The organism is Mesorhizobium sp. M0106 (assembly GCF_040322715.1).
GTDB lineage: Bacteria > Pseudomonadota > Alphaproteobacteria > Rhizobiales > Rhizobiaceae > Mesorhizobium.
Window position 1 is genome coordinate 38,733 of the sequence record NZ_JAMYUA010000020.1, and the last position, 18,907, is coordinate 57,639.

Below are 18,907 nucleotides of genomic sequence, written 5' to 3' on the forward strand. Positions count from 1 at the left end.
GTATATTCATGATTTCGATACGGCCCGCCTATAGGATGACCGTGGGACAAGGGAGATTGTGATGCTCGACTGGGCGTCATTGCGCAACAGACCTGACGTTCGGGAGGCCAATGGCCTCTCCTCGGCCGCGGGCGCATCCGAAACCAAATCTCCGGGCAAAACTGGGATTTCGCTGGCATTGGGTGGCGGCTGTGCGCGCGGCTGGGCGCATATCGGCGTGCTGCGCGCGCTTGATGAAGCCGGCATCGAAGTGTCGATGATCGCCGGCACCTCGATCGGCGCGCTGGTCGGCGGCTGCTATGTTGCCGGCAAGCTCGACGAGTTGGAAGAATTCGCGCGCAGCCTGACCAGGCGGCGCATTTTTGGCCTTCTCGACCTCAATCTACGCGGCAGCGGCCTGTTCGGTGGCATGAAGCTCGATGCGCGGCTGCGCGAGCACATAGCCGGCATCCGCTTCGAGGACCTGCCAAAACCATTCGTCTGCGTCGCTTCGGAAATCCGCACCGGCCATGAGATCTGGCTGTCGAGCGGCTCGTTGAGCACCGCAATGCGCGCCTCCTACGCGCTGCCCGGCGTGTTCGAGCCGGTCGCCTGCAATGGGCGTGTGCTGGTTGACGGCGCACTGGTCAATCCGGTGCCGGTCTCGGTCTGCCGTGCCTACGAGCAGCCGCTCGTGGTTGCGGTGAACCTTCACTACGATCTGTTCGGCCGCGCCGCGGTGATCAAGCACAATGCCGGCGAGCTGGTCATCGAGAAAGACGCGCCGAGGGCCGGCCACGCCGATCCCGAACGCCAGTCGCGCGAGACGCGGCTCGGCATTACTGGCGTCATGGTCGAGGCCTTTAACATCATCCAGGACCGCATTTCGCGCGCCAGGCTGGCCGGCGACCCGCCGGACATATCGCTGCAGCCGAAGCTCAGCCATATCGGCCTGACCGAATTCCACCGCGCCGACGAAGCGATCCGTATCGGCTACCAGGCAACGATGGCGCAGATCGGCGACCTGACCCGGCTGCAGACCGTCCTCGCTTAGGCAGGGCGGCAGCGAGCTCTCAGGCAAGCGCCGCGTCGACGATGCGGAACTGCACCGTGCGGTTGCCGTTCCAGTGGTTGCCCGACAGCGAGCCGGCGACATGCACCGGCTTACCCCTGTTCTTGAACAGGAATTCGCCAAGAGCCGTGTCGACCGCGCGAAAGGCGATCGCCTGGATGCGGCCGCCGCTTTCCGACTGCAGGTCGGCGCGGATGTGGTTGCTGCCGACCGCCCGCGCATCGACAAGCCGGTGGCGCGGAAGCGCGAACACCGGCGCAACATGCCCGGCGCCGAACGGCCCTGCCCTCTCAAGCGCATCGAGCAGCGCAAGCGTCGCGCCCTCGGCGGCAAGCGCGCCGTCGATCGCCAGGCTCTCCTCGCCTTGCAGGCGGAACACATCCACCGCCGCGCGCTCTTCGAAGAAAGCCCTGAGTTCGCCGAGCTTCGCCCGCTCGACAGTGATGCCGGCCGCCATTCCGTGGCCGCCGCCCTTGACGATAAGCCCGGCATCGGCAGCCTCGCGCACCAGCCGGCCGAGGTCGAAGCCCGACACCGATCGGCCTGACCCCGTACCGACACCATTGGCGTTGAAGGCGATGGCAAAGGCCGGCCGTCTTGCATGGTCCTTGAGCCGCGAGGCAAGCAGGCCGACAATGCCAGGATGCCAGTTGCTGCTGGCTGTCACCACGATGGCCGGACCATTGCCGCCGGCAAGCTCGGCATCGGCCTCTGAGCGCGCGGCGGCCAGCATCTCCTGCTCCATCGACTGCCGTTCCTGGTTGAGCCGATCCAGCGTCTCGGCGATGGTGCGGGCCTCGACGGGGTCGTCGGTTGCAAGCAGGCGGCTGCCAAGTGCTGCGTCGCCGATGCGCCCGCCGGCGTTGATGCGCGGACCGATCAGAAAGGCCAGATGGAACGTGCTGATCGGCTCGCCTATACGCGAGACCCGCGCCAACGCCGCCAGCCCTTCGTTTCTCTGCTGCCGCGCCACCTGCAGCCCCTTGACCACGAAGGCGCGGTTGACGCCGGTGAGCGGCACCACGTCGCAGACTGTGCCCAGCGCCACCAGGTCGAGCAGGCCAAGCAGGTCCGGCGGTGCGGCATCCGGCAAGCGGCCGCGCAGGATCTTCGCGGTCTGCACCAGGCAAAGGAAGACGACGCCGGCGGCACAAAGATGACCTTGGCCGGAAAGGTCGTCCTCGCGATTTGGGTTGACGACCGCAGCCGCCGCCGGCAGCGGCCCGCCGACCTGATGGTGATCGAGCACCACGACGTCGGCGCCGGCGGCCTTTGCGGCGTCGATGGAAGCAGCACTGTTGGTGCCGCAATCGACGGTGACGATCAGCGTCGCGCCGCGCGAGACGAGTTCGCGCATCGCTTCCGGATTGGGGCCGTAACCCTCGAAGATGCGGTCCGGTATGTAGATCTCCGACGCCACCGAGAAATATGCGAGAAAGCGCTTGAGCAGCGCCGACGAGGCGGCGCCGTCGACATCGTAGTCGCCAAAGATCGCCACTTTTTCCCTGGCCATCACCGCCTGGGCGATGCGAGCGGCGGCCCTGTCCATGTCGGTCAGCGATGCCGGGTCGGGCAGCAGATTGCGGATGGTCGGATCCAGAAACCGCTCGGTCTGCTCGGCGGTGACACCACGCCCGGCCAGCACACGTGCCACGATGTCAGGCACGCCATACCCTTGCGCGATGGCGAGCGCGGCCATGTCCTGACGCTCGGTCAGCCGGTGTTCCCAGGAAACGCCGGTGGCCGACTGCCTGACATCGAGGAAAAAGCGTCTTTCCCCCGTCACGTGACGCGCCGTCTGCAATTTGTCATTGCGCACAATATGCAACGGCTAACTGAGTCGAAATCAAAACTTTTCCAGATCCTGATGCCTGGCTTTGATTTCGCGCACGGTCCGCGATGACGAGCGCAGCACGATCGTGTGCGTGGTGATGAAATTGCGGCCGAACTTGACGCCGGCCAGCATATTGCCGTCGGTGACGCCGGTCGCGGCAAACAGCACGTCGCCGCGTGCCATGTCTTGCGTGTGGTAGATCCGTTTTGGGTCGGAGATCCCCATCTTCGCGGCGCGCGCCAGCTTTTCCGGCGTATCGAAGATCAACCTGCCCTGCATCTGGCCACCGGTGCAGCGCAAGGCGGCAGCTGCGAGCACGCCTTCGGGCGCGCCTCCGGTGCCGAGATAGATGTCGATGCCGGTCTCGTCCGGGTCGGTGGTATGGATGACCCCGGCGACATCACCGTCGCCGATCAGACGGATCGCGGCTCCGGTCGCCCGCACGGCTTCGATCAACGCGCCATGGCGTGGCCGGTCGAGAATACAGGCGGTGATCTCCGCCACCGGCACGCCCTTGGCCCTGGCGAGGCTGGCGATGTTTTCGGCCGGCGAGGCATCGATGTCGATGATGCCGTCGGCATAACCCGGACCGATCGCGATCTTGTCCATATAGACGTCCGGCGCGAACAAAAGGCTGCCTTTTTCGGCAATGGCGATAACGGCCAGTGCGTTGGGCAGGTTCTTGGCGCAGATCGTCGTGCCTTCGAGCGGATCAAGCGCGATGTCGACAGCCGGGCCTTGGCCGGTACCGACCTCTTCGCCGATATAAAGCATCGGCGCCTCGTCGCGCTCGCCTTCGCCGATCACCACCGTGCCGTTGATGGCAAGACGGTTGAGCTCCTGCCGCATGGCATCGACGGCGACCTGGTCGGCGGCTTTCTCGTCGCCGCGTCCGCGCAATCTGGCGGCCGCGACCGCGGCGCGTTCGGTGACGCGCACCAATTCCATGGTCAGTATCCGGTCGAGGCCGGCGACAATGTTCTGGGCCACATTCATCGATGGACAATCCTCGTTGGCAGTTTAGCCTCTCCGCCAGAGACGCGCTTCTTGTGTCAAAGCCCCGTGACAACAGCAAGACCTGCGTTGGACCTTTTTGAAAGCGCAGCAATATCAATCGATTAAACGCAAAATGTGAGACTGCTATCCGGCCCGCTCGATGCGGATGACTTGCGGCTTGTCGGTCAGAAGGCTGTCCCTGGTGATGCCGTCGACGGCCTTGCGCACCGCCGCCTCGGTCGTCTCGTGGGTCACCAGGATGACCGTCTTCTGTGCCTCGGTTTCCGGCCCGGCGGCATGCTGGACAATCGATTCCAGCGAAATGTCGTTGTCGGCCATGCGCTTGGCTATTGCCGCGAAGACGCCGAGGCGGTCGTGCACGGTCAGCCGGATGAAATAGCCGCCGGCATGGCTGCGCATCTGCGCTTTCTTGTAAGGCTTCAATTCCTTCGCCGGCCGGCCGAAGACCGGACCATGCTGGAAGCCAGGCCGGCTCTTGGCGATGTCGGCAATGTCGCCGATCACCGCCGACGCGGTGGCGTTGCCGCCGGCGCCAGGGCCGGAAAGCAGCAATTCGCCGAGGATGTCGGTTTCTATCGCCACCGCGTTGGTGACGCCGTGCACCTGCGCGATGACCGAGGCCGTCGGCACCATGGTCGGGTGCACGCGCTGCTCGATGCCGCTTTCGGTGCGTTGGGCGACGCCAAGCAGCTTGATCCGGTAGCCGAGATCGCCGGCCGCGCGGATGTCGGCCTGGCTGATGTTGGAGATGCCTTCCATGTAGATATCGTTGGCGGCGATCCTCGTGCCGAAGGCCAGGCTGGTCAGGATCGACAGCTTGTGCGCGGTGTCGTGGCCCTCGATGTCGAAGGTCGGGTCTGCTTCCGCATAGCCCAGCCGCTGCGCGTCCTTCAGGCAGGCATCGAAAGACAGGCCCTCGGCTTCCATGCGCGTCAGAATGTAGTTGCAGGTACCGTTGAGGATGCCGAAAACGCGGGTCACCGAATTGCCGGCCATCGCCTCGCGCATCGTCTTGATGACCGGAATGCCGCCGGCCACCGCCGCCTCGTAATTGAGCAGCACGCCTTTCCTCTCGGCGATCTCGGCCAATGCCACCCCGTGTTTGGCAAGCAACGCCTTGTTTGCGGTGACGACGTGGCGGCCGGCCTCGAGCGCCGCTTTGACGGACGAGCGTGACGGGCCTTCGTCGCCGCCGATCAGCTCGACGAAGACATCGATCTCGGCGGTCTGCGCCATCTTGACGGCATCGTCGAACCACTGTGCTGTGCCAAGATCAACGCCGCGGTCGCGTTTGGGGTCGCGGGCCGAAACCGCCGACACGACGATGTCGCGCCCGCACTGCCGCGTCAGTTCGGCCGCCTTGTCGCGCAGCACGCGGGCCACCGACGCACCGACGGTGCCGAGGCCGGCAATTCCAACACGCAACGCTTCAGTCATCGGAGAGTCTGTCCGCCAGCTAGAATTGATTTTCGACCGCAACCAGATAGTCGTCGTTTTCATCAGGCTTCCGGGTCACGGTGACTATAGTCCCGGGCTGAAATTCCCACACTTCCGAGGCTGGTATGGGCTGGTCCAAGATGAGGTATGTGGTCGGACTAATTTGTTTTGCTTGCACCGGCCGCCAAACGGAAACCGACTCATCGATTAGCCTGACATAAACGACGGCCTGGACGTTCATGCTGGCAGGGACGGTCATGGCTGTGACTGAACCACTCAGCGATGCGCGGCGAGCGGCACGACATTGTTTGGCTGCTTGGCGCTGGACGTCAGGAAGCGCTTGATGTTGCGCGCCGCTTGCCGGATCCGGTGCTCGTTTTCGACCAGCGCGATGCGCACGTGATCGTCGCCATGCTCGCCGAAGCCGACGCCCGGCGCCACCGCGACGTCGGCGTGCTCGATCAGGAGCTTGGAGAATTCAAGCGAGCCCAGGTGCTTGAACGGCTCCGGGATCGGCGCCCAGGCGAACATCGAAGCCGCCGGTGCGGGAATGGTCCAGCCGGCGCGGCTGAAAGCGTCGACCATGACATCGCGGCGTTTGCGGTAGACGTCGCGCACTTCGGCGATGTCGGCGCCGTCGCCGTTGAGTGCATGCGCCGCCGCCACCTGGATTGGCGTGAAGGCGCCGTAGTCGAGATAGGATTTCACTCGCGTCAGCGCCGAGATCAGCCGTTCATTGCCGACCGCAAAACCCATGCGCCAGCCCGGCATCGAAAAGGTCTTCGACATCGAGGTGAACTCGACGGCGACGTCTATGGCGCCCGGCACCTGTAGCACCGAAGGCGGCGGATTGCCGTCGAAATAGATCTCCGAATAGGCAAGATCCGACAGGATGATGATGTCGTTCTTCCTGGCGAAGGCCACCACCTCCTTGTAGAAATCGAGCGAAGCGACCAGTGCCGTCGGGTTGGACGGATAATTGAGGATCAGTGCCAGCGGCTTCGGGATCGAATGGCGGATGCCGCGCTCCAGGGCCGGGATAAAGCCGTCGTCCGGCTCGACCTGCAGCGAGCGGATGACGCCGCCTGACATAATGAAGCCGAAGGCGTGGATCGGATAGGTCGGATTGGGGCACAGGATCACATCGCCGGGGGCGGTGATCGCCTGCGCCATATTGGCGAAGCCCTCCTTCGAGCCGAGCGTCGCCACCACTTGGCTGTCCGGGTCGAGCTTCACACCGAAGCGGCGGGCATAGTAGTTGGCCTGGGCACGACGCAGGCCCGGAATGCCGCGCGACGACGAATAGCGGTGCGTGCGCGGATCGCGTACCACCTCGCAGAGTTTGTCGACGATGGCCTTGGGCGTCGGCAGGTCCGGATTGCCCATGCCAAGGTCGATGATGTCGGCGCCGCGCGAACGGGCGCTGGCCTTCAGCCGGTTGACCTGTTCGAAGACATAGGGCGGAAGCCGGCGGACCTTGTGAAATTCTTCCATGGCAGTTCCAGACAGTGAGGTTGCGGTCGCGCGTATAAGCTTATTTGCAACTAGGGTCGAGAGCGGGGTCGCATTTGCCTTCGATCTGCTTCAGCGCCTCGGCGCCGTGTTTTTTTGCCAGCTGGTCCAGCGCTGCCTGGTCCGCAACCTTGACGCCGCCGCCCTTGGCGGCCTGGCTCTGCTCCTCGGCCTTCAGTTGGGCGAGCTTGGCGTTCTTTTCCTCGTCGGTGAATTGCTCGGCCGCCACCTGCGGCCGGATGTTCAGGTTCGGATAGGAACCGGTGTCCTTCGCGCCGACAAGGCCGGTGGCGGGCGCTGCACCTTCTATGTTGCTGCTCGTGCAACCGGCCATCGCCAACAGGACGAGCGCCATGCGGCAAAAACGACCAGTGCCGGAAAAAACGTTCTTGCCAATATTAATCGTCATATTGTTTTCCTGGCGGCCGGGTTAGAGCACATTGGACCCTGTTCGATATCCCATGGTAATATGTCAACAAAACGCTTCGGGAGGAACCCCGCGAACCATGTCCAAAACACCCGATTCGGGCAAAGCGGAAGATGACCAACCTTCGACCGTCGAGCAATATCTGGTGAAGGACCCGGAGCGCTTCGCTCTGAACATGGCCCGCATGATCGAGCAGGCCGGCAAGGCCGCCTCGGCATGGGCCGAGCCGCGGGAAAAGGGCGAGGTGCGCGATCACGTCGCCGAGCCGGTCGTCGACATGGTGAAGACGTTCTCCAAGCTCACCGAGTACTGGCTCTCCGACCCGCAGCGCGCGCTGGAGGCGCAAACGCGGCTGTTTTCCGGCTACATGACCGTCTGGGCCAACGCCGTCCAGCGCATCGGCGCCGGCGCCGAGGACGCCGAGGACGCGGTCAAGCCCGAGCGCGGCGACAAGCGTTTCCAGGACCCGGAATGGGGCCGCAACGCCTTCTTCGATTTCCTCAAACAGGCGTATCTGGTCACCTCGCGCTGGGCGGCCGAACTGGTCGAGCACGCCGACGGCCTGGACGAGCACACCCGCCACAAGGCCGGCTTTTATGTCAAGCAGGTGTCCAATGCCATCTCGCCGTCGAATTTCATCCTGACCAATCCGGAATTGTTTCGCGAGACTGTCGCCTCGAACGGCGAAAACCTGGTGCGCGGCATGAAGATGCTGGCCGAGGACATTGCCGCCGGCAAGGGCGACCTGAAGCTGCGGCAGGCCGATTATTCGCCTTTCGAGATCGGCAAGAATCTCGCCGCCACGCCCGGCAAGGTGGTCGGCCGCAGCGACGTCGCCGAAATCCTGCAATACGATCCGGCGACCGACACCGTGCTCAAGCGGCCGCTGCTGATCTGCCCGCCATGGATCAACAAATACTACATCCTCGACCTCAACCCGCAAAAGTCCTTCATTCGCTGGGCAGTCGAGCAAGGCCACACCGTCTTCGTCATCTCCTGGATCAACCCGGACGAGCGGCACGGCGCCAAGAGCTGGGAGGCCTATATCAGGGAGGGCCTGCAATACGGCCTCGACACGATTGAAAAGGCCACCGGCGAAAGGCAAGTCAACGCCATCGGCTATTGCGTCGGCGGCACGCTTCTGGCGGCGGCCCTGGCGCTGATGGCGCAGGAAGGCGACAACCGCATCAAATCCGCCACCTTCTTCACCACCCAGGTCGATTTCACCTATGCCGGCGATCTAAAAGTGTTCGTCGACGAGGAGCAGGTCGCGGCCGTCGAAAAGGCGATGAACGAGAAAGGCTATCTCGACGGCACCAAGATGGCGACCGCCTTCAACATGCTGCGCTCGGGCGACCTGATCTGGCCCTATGTCGTCAACAACTACATGCGCGGCAAGGATCCCCTGCCTTTCGACCTGCTCTACTGGAATGCCGATTCGACCCGCATGGGCGCTGCCAACCATTCCTTCTATTTGCGCAATTGCTATCTCGAGAACAGGCTTTCGCAAGGCATGATGGAACTGGCGGGCCGCACGGTTTCGCTGAAGGACGTTACCATTCCGGTCTACAACCTCGCCTCTAAGGAGGACCATATCGCGCCGGCGCTTTCGGTCTTCCTCGGCTCGAAATATTTCGGCGGCGAGGTCGATTACGTCATGGCCGGCTCCGGCCACATCGCCGGGGTCGTCAATCCGCCGGCGGCGCAGAAATATCACTACTGGACCGGCGGCAAGCCGGCCGGCGACTTCGACCAGTGGCTCGCCGGGGCCACCGACCATCCCGGTTCCTGGTGGCCGCACTGGCAACGCTGGATCGAGGCCAAGGACAATACCCGCGTACCGGCCCGCAAACCGGGCGAGCATATGCAAGTTCTAGGCGAAGCCCCCGGCACCTATGTCAAGGTGCGCGTGTAACCATCTGTAATGTGTGGTGAGTTGACGCGCCGCCAAAAGCGGGCGAAATGGTGCCGTCAACCCTGAGCAGCCTTGATTCATCCTCTAGCCGCCAAATTACTTTGAGGCTTGCAGATTTGACACAGGTCTCGTTTCCGGTTCGGGAACAAGGGTCATTTCGACGAGACGTTTCGACGCCGCGCCAATGACGAACCGGTCGGATATCGAGGGGGAATTTTGTTTTGAGATCAGCAGGATCGCGCCTCGCGAAGGGAGAAAGCCGCGCCATTGTGGCGGCGCTTTTCTCGGTGCTCCTGGCGTCCTGCACCTCGGCCGGCGACCCGACCATGTCGGTCGGCATGCCAGGCTACAATACCTCGGCTACCGAAATCAGCACGGCCGCCGGTGCGCCCCAGGCCAGCACGGCCGCATCATCGTCGCAGATGACAAGCGCACAAATGACGATGAATGCCGACGGCGACGCCAACCTTCCCGAGCAGGTCGCCTATGTGCCGGTGGCCAAGCCAGGGGCCAAGCTCGACGCTGGATTCCCGATCGCCGTCCCCACCGCAGCCGAGACGATCGCGGGACACACGCCGCAACCGCTGCAACCAAACGCCCAGACAGCCGAACAGGCCGTGGCGCAGAACAGTGCTGATGCATTGAAGCCCGACGCCAAGGCCGCCGCACCGGCGATGACCAACCCGGTTTATGTGACCGCCGGCGAGATGCCGCAGCCACAGGCCTACGCACCGAAGAAAAACTTCCTGGCCTCACTGTTCAGCGCCACGCCTGCTTCGGCGGCACCTTCTTCGCCGGCCAACAGCAGAGCGGGCGGGCAGCCAACGGTCATGCAGGCCAAGGCGACGCCTGCGGCAAAACCTACCGTCACCCTGGCTTCGGCCGATCCGGCTGAAAAGCCGGTGCAGCTGGTGTCGACGGGCGATACCAGCCACTTCACGGCCGATGCGCTGCCCGGCGTGCGACAGACGGCGCTGTTCGAGATCAAGCGCAAATCCGGCCTCGACGATGAGAGTGACGTCGATCTCAACGAAGACGAAGGTTCGGGTGGCGCCTACCAGGTCGCCTCCGCCGCCGGCCTTGCCCGGCTGGCGCCCAACGGCCTCCTGAAACAGAACGAAAGCGTCGATGTCGCCTGCTTGAAGCCGTCGCTGGTTCGCGTGCTGAAGACGATCGAAGGCCACTACGGCCGCAAGATGACGGTCACCTCCGGCTATCGCGATCCGGCCCGCAACCGCCGCGCCAACGGCGCCAAGAATTCGCTGCACATGTACTGCGCTGCCGCCGACATCCAGGTCCCCGGCGTCTCGAAGTGGGAACTGGCGAGCTACATTCGCACCATGCCGGGCCGCGGCGGCGTCGGCACCTACTGCCACACCGAATCCGTTCACGTCGATGTCGGACCGGAGCGCGACTGGAACTGGCGCTGCCGCAGGCGCGGCTAGGGCGAGGATCTTCCGTCACCGCGAAGGCCCTTCGGCGGCGTTGCATCATGCCGCAAAAACCAGCTTGGCTGTCGGAAAGACGCGGTTTGGAGCCAAAGGAAAAAAGTTGTCGCAGCCGGCGGCAGACGGGTTGCCGGTTTGTCGCGACGCAACTATAAGCGCTCACATCTGAGCGCGCCCATCGTCTAGCGGTCAGGACACCGCCCTTTCACGGCGGTAACAGGGGTTCGATTCCCCTTGGGCGTACCAGCATTTCAACTTGGCATATGTCTATCGCCAGCGTGATGCTGCGCCAGCTCTGCTGGGCCCGCCACTCTGATAGGGATGTCGGCAAGAAGAGACGAAGACGACTGAGGACTATGTCGAAGGCTGTCTAAGCCCGCAGTCCCCTCGCCTCGCCGCCGCGCTTGCGCGGAACCATCATGTCCCTGGCAAGCAGGCCGCTCACCCGGCAAAAGGCCATGAAGGCCCGCCATGCGTCTTCGGTCTCGACGATGTCCACCGTGGCGCCAAAACAGGCATTGAACGCGGCCTGGTAGGTTGGTCCCTTCCGGCGAACCGGCCATGTTTGCAGGAAATCGAGCGCCTGCTCGACACTGTAGATTTCCTCGACCGGCTGGCCGGGCACAGGCGCGATCCGCACCGGCACCTCGAATTGCAGTCTGTCCATTCGATCTCTCCCGAACTGACACCCCCGCAGCAACGCCGTTCGTCGCAAAAAATTGCCGTGGCGGCTTAATGCTTGGGCCGCTTCTCGCCTAGAAATGTGTCGTCACTACGGTGGTCAATGAACCCAGCGAAGTATGGGCCGCTAGAGGCAAGGAGAATGCCCCCAGGCGTGAATATCGCCGGTCTTCGGCCCGTCGCTGGCAGTTCGTCCTTGAACCTTGCGCTTTCCAGTGCCAAATCTGGGAAGGTTTCTCTCGCCGAGGCTCATCCAGCCCCGCATCCCTGCAAGACGGATAAAATGGTCACCTATCTCGACGCCGCCACGGCACCGCTCAGAAACACCGGCCAGATCCGTCTTTACGACGAGGAAGGTTTTGTCGGCATGCGCAAGGCTTGCGATCTCACCGCGCGCTGCCTTGACGAACTGGTACCGATTGTGGCGCCCGGCGTCACCACCGAAGCGATTGATCGCTTCGTCTTCGAGTTCGGGATGGACCATGGCGCGCTTCCGGCGACGCTCAACTACCGTGGCTACACGAAATCATCCTGCACCTCGATCAACCACGTCGTCTGTCACGGCATACCCGACAACAAGCCGTTGAAGGATGGCGACATCGTCAATATCGACGTCACCTATATCCTCGACGGCTGGCATGGCGACTCCTCGCGCATGTATCCGGTGGGCACGATCAAGCGTGCCGCGGAGCGGCTGCTCGAAGTCACGTATGAGTGCCTGATGCGCGGCATCGCGGCAATCAAGCCGGGCGCCCGAACCGGCGCCATCGGCGCCGCCATCCAGACCTATGCCGAAGCCGAGCGTTGCTCGGTGGTGCGTGATTTCTGCGGCCACGGGGTTGGCCGGCTGTTTCATGACGCGCCGAATATCCTGCATTACGGCAGCGCCAGCGAAGGCGTCGAGATGCGGCCGGGCATGATCTTCACCGTCGAGCCGATGATCAATCTCGGCCGGCCGCATGTGAAAGTGCTGTCGGACGGCTGGACCGCGGTGACGCGCGACCGTTCGCTGTCGGCGCAGTACGAGCACACGATCGGCGTCACCGAGACCGGCTGCGAGATCTTCACGCTGTCGCCAAAAAACCTCGACCGCCCCGGCCTGCGGGCCTAGTGTCTGGCAGATCGGGCGTTACCTTGCCCGGCAAATGCTGGGTGGGGCAGCCATGAACGGCAACGACGACGAGCGGGCCTTCTTTCCCGAAAGGCCAGTGCGATCGCCCGCGAAGGCGGTGGCCGCCGACAAGCCGCATTATCTCGGCCATCGCGACCGCCTGCGCGAGCGCTTCGCCGCCGGTGCCAACACCCTCCCCGACTACGAACTGCTCGAGCTTCTTTTGTTCCGGCTGATCCCGCGCGCCGACACCAAGCCGGTCGCCAAGGCATTGCTGGCACGCTTCGGTACATTGGCCGAGGTCCTCGGTGCGTCCGTCGAGCGCCTGCAGGAGGTGAAGGGCATCGGCCCGGCGGTGGCGCTCGACCTCAAGGTGGTTGCGGCAACGGCGCAGCGCATGGCGCGCGGCGAGATCGCCGGCCGCGAGCCGTTGTCGACGTGGACGCAGGTTCTCGAATACTGCCGGTCGGTGATGGCCTTCGAGGAGCGCGAGCAGTTCCGCATCCTGTTCCTCGACAAGAAAAACGCGCTGATCGCCGACGAAGTCCAGCAGGTCGGCACCGTCGACCACACACCGGTCTATCCGCGCGAGGTGGTCAGGCGCGCCTTGGAGCTCTCCGCCACGGCGATCATTCTGGCGCATAACCATCCGTCGGGAGACCCGACGCCGTCGCGCGCCGACATCGAGATGACCAAGCTGATCATCGAGACGGCCAAACCGCTTGGTATTGCCGTTCACGACCACATCATCATCGGCAGGAAAGGCCACTCCAGCATGAAGGGGCTGCTGCTGATCTGAGGTTTGGCGTTGTTTTCAGCTTTGTCCGCTGTACGCCTATGTACCGCAACGTGAAGGCGGTCGGCTCGATAAATTCTGGCGCCGAGGCTCAGCTGGCCGTGCGCAGGCGTCGCGATCGGACAAAGGTCTTAAGTCCCTCGGAATCGAACGCGTGGCCGAAGGCATAACCCTGCAATATGTCGCAGCCCAGGCCCTTAAGTAGCCGTGCATGCTGCATCGTCTCGACGCCTTCCGCCACGACCTCGATACCCAGCGACTTGCCGATTTCAATGATCGACGAGACAACCTGCCTTCTCTGCGGCGATTTGACGATTGGGGTGACCAGCTGCCGATCTATCTTCAGCCGGCGCGGCTGCAACTTCAGCAAACTGACCATCGAAGCGTAACCGGTACCAAAATCGTCTATTTCGATGTCAATCCCCAGTTCTTTTATCTGCTCGATGTTCCACGTGACAAGGTCGTCGTTCTCGTCCAGGAAAATCGACTCAACAAGCTCAAACGAAACTGTTCCCTTCTTGATATTTTGCTCTCGCAGGCTCTTGATGAGCTCCTCATCCTGAAGGCGCCTGGCCGAGACATTGACCGACACCCGCGGAATGTGAAGTTTTGCAGCGGACCACGCTTCGAAATCCGAAAGCGATTGCTTCAATATGGCTTGGTCGATGATCGAGACAACGTTCAGTTCTTCTGCAATTCTCAGGAAGACGTCGGGCGCCAAAATACCCTTTATTGGATGTTTCCACCTCGCCAGCGCCTCAACCCCAACGATTTCGAGCGTCTTTGCGTCAAATTGGGGCTGGTAGAACGGGATGAACTCGTTGCGCTCGAGGCCGCCGAGAATTTCGTCGGCAATCCGCTTGGTATCGACGATTTCGCTTTGCATCGCGTCGGTGAAGAATTCGTATCGATTGCGCCCCCGCCCCTTTGCTCGGTAAAGCGCGATATCGGCGTTCACCAGCAGGTGTTTGGCTTCGACATCTTTTCCGTTGTCGACAGCGATTCCCACGCTGACACCAAAACGGCATCGATGACCCTGATAGTAGACCGGTTCGCGCATCTGGCTGATGACGCGGTCGGCGAGCAGCGCCAGCTGCTTGGTATCGTCGCGCACCACGCACAGAACGATGAATTCGTCTCCCCCGATACGGGCGACGAATCCCTCGTCGCCGACCTTCGATCTGAGGACTGTCGACGCGTGAACCAACATCGCGTCACCGGCGGCGTGGCCCAGTGTATCGTTGATGTGCTTGAACCGATCCAGATCTATGTGAAGCAGTGCCGCGTGCCCACCTGAGCGCCTGGCGTTTGCCGCGTAATGTTCCAGTACCTGGTCGAGGTAACGCCGGTTGGGCAAGCCGGTCAGCGAATCATGAAGCGCGATGTGCTCTATGCGCGCTTTGGCCGACTCGAGTTCCGCATTTTTCGACTCGGACAGCTGTTTTGCACGAACCAGATCCTTGTTCAGCAGGACGTCGGCAGTCACGTCCCATTCCGCGCCGATCATTTTTGGGGTGTCGTTTGCGACCCGGTAAACGATCGCCTTGGACCGGACATGACGAATCTCGCCATCCTGACGCACAATCCGGTACTCCGACAAATATGGTCGTCCGCTGGCCACCGCCCTGTCGAAGTCCGCGTTGGCGCCAGCCAAATCATCTGGGTGGATTGCTCCCGCCCAGTCTGGATAGCCCCGGTGCTCGCCGGTTGGTTTGCCATATATTTCGTTGACGCGATCATCCCACGTAAGCTCGTTGGTCGCGAGATCGTGTTCCCAAACCCCAATAGCCGAAGCTTCCAGGGCGAGTTCCAAGCGTCGTGACAATCGACGCAATTCCGCATAATTGCGCTGTCTTTCGCCAATCAGGCGGCCTGTGACCAGGAAAGGGAACACAACCAAGGCTCCGGCCGTCGCCATGATAGCGCGCAACAACCATGCGTTGCTTGGCGTCGAAGGCCAGCCGTTTTTGGGAATGGCCGCGAGCTGCCACGAGCCGGAAGGAAGCAAAACGTCAGCCGTCACCGGATCGCTTTTGCTGATCTCCTCATTGCCGTAGAATTGACCACCTCGGTGACCGAGGGCGTCCCTGCCGATCAGCGCTACGTCGATCCCGAGATCGTCGTCAAGCAGGCCGCTCGCTTTGTAAAGGCGCTGCACGTCGACAACGGCGGAAATGATACCCCAGAACCTTTCCGTATTGCCAGCGCTCGGCACGAAGACCGGAAAGCGGCCGATGAAGCCTTGTCCTCCCTGTTTCAGGTCGACGGGACCGGCAAGCACCAGCTTGCGTTCGTCTCGCGCCCTTAGCGCAGCCGCACGCTGCCGCTCGTTCTTGCGGTAGTCCAGACCCATCGCCTGCTCGTTACCCTCCATCGGATACATCAGGGAAACGACCAGATCGGGCGCGCCGGCAATATCGTTCAATTGCGAGTCGGCGCCAAATAGATTGCTCGCGAGCGAGGCGAAGCGTTGCTGTCCCATATAGGGCTCGGTCACGACCGCGGCGACCAGTCCACGCACGAGCTGGAGGTTTCCATTGATATTGCCTTCGAGCTTGGCGCGGATGAGATTGACCTTGGTCAGCACGTCCGCACGGACGGCCTGGTCCGAGACGATTTTGTTCTGGTGCTCCGCGAACGCTGCGCTGACAAGGATGACGACAAACGCGATCGCCGCCGGAATATTTGCCGACGAAAAGACGGCCTCCTTGATGCCGTTGAACCTAGCGCGGAAAAAAGCCAATAGGCGATTCCTCAAGTGCCATTTTCAGGTTCTCGGGGTCGACCCGATGAGGAACATTAGCTTTCAATGTTTAATTTGACCTTCATACTCCTGAGAAATTTCATTTTCCGACGGCTGACGCCGGCTGCGATACCGACAGCGATGCTGAAGGCGGGCTGCACGATGCGGACCAATATGAAACGCCAGCTAGATCAGCCTTGCTCGGAAGATCGAGGCGCACGAGCGCCATTGCACATTTCGACGCTCCGACCCGAGTACTCTGGAGCGTTGACCTTGGACTAGTGCCCCTCAATCGCCTTGGGAGACACAAGGTATGGTATCTTGCCGACGCTGCGCTTCGTCGCGCCAATGGAATAGGCCATCGGTATCTTGGGAGAGTTCTCGGGTAGGCCGTACATATCCTTGCCGGCGCGCACGGCAAATGAAAAGTGCTGCCACGAAACCGTATCATGCTCATTGAGAAAATCGAGCGTCAGACCAGCTGAAATCAGCGCATTCACCACGTCACTGATCGGGTGGATCCATTCATAATAGCGAGGATGCTTCAAGATGCGATCATCGCCGGTGTAGGTCAGTTCCTCGTTCCAGGCGAGCGGCCGAGCTATCGGCGTTCGCCAGTCGTGCTTCAATTCCAGGGCCGCGGCCTTTCGATCGCACTGAAACATCAATGGATGGCCCTCGGCCATGTAGAGGCGGCCGCCGGGTCGCAGAAGATCGGCAACCACCCGCGCCCAACGGAACACGTCGTCCAGCCAGTTTACCGAGCCCCAAGTAACGTAAGCGATGTCAAAGGTCCGGCCGAGCGCTTCCACCGCCTCGAACAGTGGCGCTTCCACGAAGCGCACGTCGGTGCCTGCCTTCGCAGCAAAATCCCGCGCCGCCACGATCGCCGTCGGTGAAAAGTCGAGCCCGGTCACGCTGCCTGCGCCGAGATTCTTCAGGCTGATCGTGTCAAGACCGATGTGACACTGCAGGTGGACGATATCCTTGCCGGCGATATCGCCGAGCTCGCGTGTTTCCAGCTCATAGAGATTGGATCCGCCGGCCAGCACATTCTCGATGTGGTAGCTGCCCGTTGTGTCGGTCGAGTGCAGTTCGGCCCGATCATCCCAATTAAGGCGGTTCGCGCCCAGAAAGCGTTCCAAATTCCCCCCACCCCTGACTGACGCATGGTAAACAAGTCGTTAAAGCACCTTTGCAGCGAAAGTAGCGCGCGTCAATCCGGACCGGGCGGCAGTGCGCCGCCGCTCGCGAAAGCATCAGCCCCGGGAAGGCTTGCTGCTGATCAAAGGCTTCTGGCGCGATCGCCGCGCCCGGCGACAGGACCCCGCAGGCGCTCCCGGACTCCGCCGTCGTGGTCTGTATGTGGATTAGTCGGTTCCTCAGCCCGGCACAGCCACCATCGCGATATTTCTGGAGAGCTCGTTTGTGGGGGCAACTGCGTCTGCCGTGCCGCTCGTGAGTGCTCGGTAGAGTGCCACATAATCGCTGCACATGCGCTCGACCGTGAACCGCTTCTCGAACGTCTGCCGCACTCGTGCGCGATCGAGGCTGTCTATGCGCCGGAGCGCGCCCACGGCTTCCTCCACCGTATCCACGATCCATCCGGACACACCGTCATCGATGATCTCCGGGACGGCGCCACGCCGGAACGCAACCACCGGCGTACCGCAGGCCATTGCTTCGATCGTTACGAGCCCGAAGGGTTCCGGCCAGTCGATCGGAAACAAAAGCGCTATCGCATTGCCCAGAAAATCCGCCTTTTGCCGCTCATCGATCTCGCCAATGAACTCCACGTTCGAATGCCGCAGCACTTGCGGCTCGACCCTTTCCTTCCAGAACGACTGGTCCACCTTGTCGATCTTGGCGGCGATCTTCAGGGGAAACCCGGCCCGCGCTGCTATTTCTATGGCCGCTTCCGGCCCCTTTTCCGGCGAGATGCGACCGAGAAACGCAAGATAGCCAGAGGTGTTCGGGTGGAATGGCAGAAGATCGCGGGGCAGGCCGTGATGCACGGTTCCAACCCAATTGACGGGCGGCATGGGCCGGCGCTGGTCGAAGGAGATCGAGACCAGGGGAACGTCGTCGAACATCGCATAAAGCTGCGCCAGATCGGGCAGGTCGAGCCTGCCGTGAAGCGTGGTAACCGTTCGTCTGGCAAAATCCCGAATTATGGGGAAGTGCAGGACATCGACGTGGAAATGTAAAACGTCGAATTCATCGGCTCGCCGGCGCACCCGTTCAAGCATCATAACATGGTGCGGACCACCGTCCTGGACCCTGGGGTTCAGGCGCAGCGCGACGTCGCAACACCGCACCAGCTCGGCTGAGGTACGAGAATCGGCGCTGGCGAACAGCGTCACCTCGTGGCCCTGTCGGACAAGTTCTTCGGTCAGATACGAAACAATTCGCTCCGTTCCACCGTAGGTTCGGGGCGGCACGGATTCGGTTAGCGGTGCGATCTGGGCTATTTTCATTTAGAAATCTTTTCGGCGGCGACCGCCGTCTTTCAAACAAGCTTCGGCGGCAACCAAGACAAGCGAGAGCTTCCAGTTGCGAAGTATTCTATGCAGAGCGTATTTATAGTTGTGCCGTCCGTGCTCCTCCCGTGCAATCAGGTTGCCCTTATTCAACTCCTCTGCATCCAAGAACTGCGATCCATGAGAAATGTTTCACCGGCTCGATAAAAAGACAGAATGAGCTACGCGCCGCCGCCCCGCCGCCCCCTGACAGGCAGCTTTGGATCGCTCGATCACCACCAAGTGATCCAGGCGTGCCGGTGCCGAATGGAACATAAAGCCCGGAATTCAGTTAGATAGCCGGATTTGGCTGGAGTACCGCCAGATGCGGAATTCCAGCCGGGCAGGGCACTACCGTGACACGGAGTGAGCGGCTTCGGGCGCATCTCGCCGAACTCAGGCACCACCTTGCCGAA

General features: G+C 62.1%; 14 protein-coding genes and 1 tRNA gene. 6 read left to right on the forward strand and 9 right to left on the reverse strand.

All coding sequences use genetic code 11. The features are described from left to right. Window positions 1–61: 61 nt before the first annotated feature. Entirely contained in the window at window positions 62–1,033 is a 972-nt protein-coding gene (locus NKJ55_RS19900) for a patatin family protein (protein WP_023678882.1), read from the forward strand. Window positions 1,034–1,052: 19 nt separating this feature from the next. Here NKJ55_RS19900 and recJ read toward each other — a convergent pair whose 3' ends face one another. From recJ to NKJ55_RS19925, 5 genes are all read right to left on the reverse strand, one after another. Next, window positions 1,053–2,837 (reverse strand): single-stranded-DNA-specific exonuclease RecJ, encoded by a 1,785-nt coding sequence (gene recJ, locus NKJ55_RS19905; RefSeq protein WP_352451358.1) that lies wholly within the window; start codon window positions 2,835–2,837, stop codon window positions 1,053–1,055. Between the two features lie 60 nt (window positions 2,838–2,897). Then, complete coding sequence (gene glpX / locus NKJ55_RS19910) at window positions 2,898–3,881, reverse strand: class II fructose-bisphosphatase (RefSeq protein ID WP_352451359.1); 984 nt, start codon at window positions 3,879–3,881, stop codon at window positions 2,898–2,900. Between the two features lie 144 nt (window positions 3,882–4,025). Next, a complete protein-coding gene (locus tag NKJ55_RS19915; protein ID WP_352451360.1) occupies window positions 4,026–5,339 on the reverse strand; it encodes a homoserine dehydrogenase in 1,314 nt (437 codons plus the stop codon). Between the two features lie 276 nt (window positions 5,340–5,615). Next, window positions 5,616–6,833, reverse strand: coding sequence for an LL-diaminopimelate aminotransferase (locus NKJ55_RS19920; RefSeq protein WP_352451361.1), 1,218 nt, complete (start codon window positions 6,831–6,833; stop codon window positions 5,616–5,618). A gap of 40 nt (window positions 6,834–6,873) precedes the next feature. Further along, window positions 6,874–7,260 carry a hypothetical protein gene (locus tag NKJ55_RS19925; protein ID WP_023678887.1) on the reverse strand — a complete coding sequence of 129 codons (387 nt, stop codon included), beginning with the start codon at window positions 7,258–7,260 and terminating at the stop codon, window positions 6,874–6,876. Between the two features lie 97 nt (window positions 7,261–7,357). Here NKJ55_RS19925 and phaC point away from each other — a divergent pair, with 97 nt between their 5' ends. The 3 genes from phaC to NKJ55_RS19940 all read left to right on the forward strand — a co-directional run bounded on the left by phaC (window position 7,358) and on the right by NKJ55_RS19940 (window position 10,887). After that, complete coding sequence (gene phaC, locus NKJ55_RS19930; RefSeq protein WP_352451362.1) at window positions 7,358–9,193, forward strand: class I poly(R)-hydroxyalkanoic acid synthase; 1,836 nt, start codon at window positions 7,358–7,360, stop codon at window positions 9,191–9,193. A gap of 326 nt (window positions 9,194–9,519) precedes the next feature. After that, window positions 9,520–10,638 (forward strand): YcbK family protein, encoded by a 1,119-nt coding sequence (locus tag NKJ55_RS19935; RefSeq protein WP_352451413.1) that lies wholly within the window; start codon window positions 9,520–9,522, stop codon window positions 10,636–10,638. Window positions 10,639–10,812: 174 nt separating this feature from the next. Beyond that, window positions 10,813–10,887 (forward strand) — tRNA-Glu (locus NKJ55_RS19940). A gap of 124 nt (window positions 10,888–11,011) precedes the next feature. Here the strand turns inward: NKJ55_RS19940 and NKJ55_RS19945 are convergent. After that, complete coding sequence (locus tag NKJ55_RS19945) at window positions 11,012–11,308, reverse strand: DUF982 domain-containing protein (RefSeq protein WP_023678889.1); 297 nt, start codon at window positions 11,306–11,308, stop codon at window positions 11,012–11,014. 297 nt (window positions 11,309–11,605) lie between these two features. On the opposite strand from NKJ55_RS19945, the gene map reads away from it, so the two are divergent. Both map and radC read left to right on the forward strand, forming a co-directional pair. Continuing rightward, on the forward strand, window positions 11,606–12,433 hold the full coding sequence (map, locus tag NKJ55_RS19950) for a type I methionyl aminopeptidase (protein ID WP_352451363.1): 828 nt from the start codon (window positions 11,606–11,608) through the stop codon (window positions 12,431–12,433). 52 nt (window positions 12,434–12,485) lie between these two features. Next, window positions 12,486–13,232: a RadC family protein gene (gene radC, locus NKJ55_RS19955; RefSeq protein ID WP_352451364.1), complete on the forward strand. Its 747-nt coding sequence runs from the start codon at window positions 12,486–12,488 to the stop codon at window positions 13,230–13,232. Between the two features lie 88 nt (window positions 13,233–13,320). Here radC and NKJ55_RS19960 read toward each other — a convergent pair whose 3' ends face one another. From NKJ55_RS19960 to NKJ55_RS19970, 3 genes are all read right to left on the reverse strand, one after another. After that, window positions 13,321–15,900, reverse strand: a complete 2,580-nt coding sequence (locus NKJ55_RS19960) for a bifunctional diguanylate cyclase/phosphodiesterase (protein WP_352451414.1) — start codon at window positions 15,898–15,900, stop codon at window positions 13,321–13,323. 350 nt (window positions 15,901–16,250) lie between these two features. Beyond that, complete coding sequence (locus tag NKJ55_RS19965) at window positions 16,251–17,117, reverse strand: class I SAM-dependent methyltransferase (protein ID WP_023678894.1); 867 nt, start codon at window positions 17,115–17,117, stop codon at window positions 16,251–16,253. 237 nt (window positions 17,118–17,354) lie between these two features. Next, window positions 17,355–18,449 (reverse strand): glycosyltransferase family 4 protein, encoded by a 1,095-nt coding sequence (locus NKJ55_RS19970; RefSeq protein WP_352451365.1) that lies wholly within the window; start codon window positions 18,447–18,449, stop codon window positions 17,355–17,357. Window positions 18,450–18,907 lie beyond the last annotated feature (458 nt).

What these genes read in the sequence shown, in the direction of transcription:
- NKJ55_RS19900 (WP_023678882.1), top strand. Translation starts at nt 62, where the DNA reads ATGCTCGACTGGGCGTCATTGCGCAACAGACCTGACGTTCGGGAGGCC.
- glpX (WP_352451359.1), bottom strand. Translation starts at nt 3,881, where the DNA reads ATGAATGTGGCCCAGAACATTGTCGCCGGCCTCGACCGGATACTGACC.
- NKJ55_RS19915 (WP_352451360.1), bottom strand. Translation starts at nt 5,339, where the DNA reads ATGACTGAAGCGTTGCGTGTTGGAATTGCCGGCCTCGGCACCGTCGGT.
- NKJ55_RS19920 (WP_352451361.1), bottom strand. Translation starts at nt 6,833, where the DNA reads ATGGAAGAATTTCACAAGGTCCGCCGGCTTCCGCCCTATGTCTTCGAA.
- NKJ55_RS19925 (WP_023678887.1), bottom strand. Translation starts at nt 7,260, where the DNA reads ATGACGATTAATATTGGCAAGAACGTTTTTTCCGGCACTGGTCGTTTT.
- phaC (WP_352451362.1), top strand. Translation starts at nt 7,358, where the DNA reads ATGTCCAAAACACCCGATTCGGGCAAAGCGGAAGATGACCAACCTTCG.
- NKJ55_RS19935 (WP_352451413.1), top strand. Translation starts at nt 9,520, where the DNA reads ATGTCGGTCGGCATGCCAGGCTACAATACCTCGGCTACCGAAATCAGC.
- NKJ55_RS19945 (WP_023678889.1), bottom strand. Translation starts at nt 11,308, where the DNA reads ATGGACAGACTGCAATTCGAGGTGCCGGTGCGGATCGCGCCTGTGCCC.
- map (WP_352451363.1), top strand. Translation starts at nt 11,606, where the DNA reads ATGGTCACCTATCTCGACGCCGCCACGGCACCGCTCAGAAACACCGGC.
- radC (WP_352451364.1), top strand. Translation starts at nt 12,486, where the DNA reads ATGAACGGCAACGACGACGAGCGGGCCTTCTTTCCCGAAAGGCCAGTG.
- NKJ55_RS19970 (WP_352451365.1), bottom strand. Translation starts at nt 18,449, where the DNA reads ATGAAAATAGCCCAGATCGCACCGCTAACCGAATCCGTGCCGCCCCGA.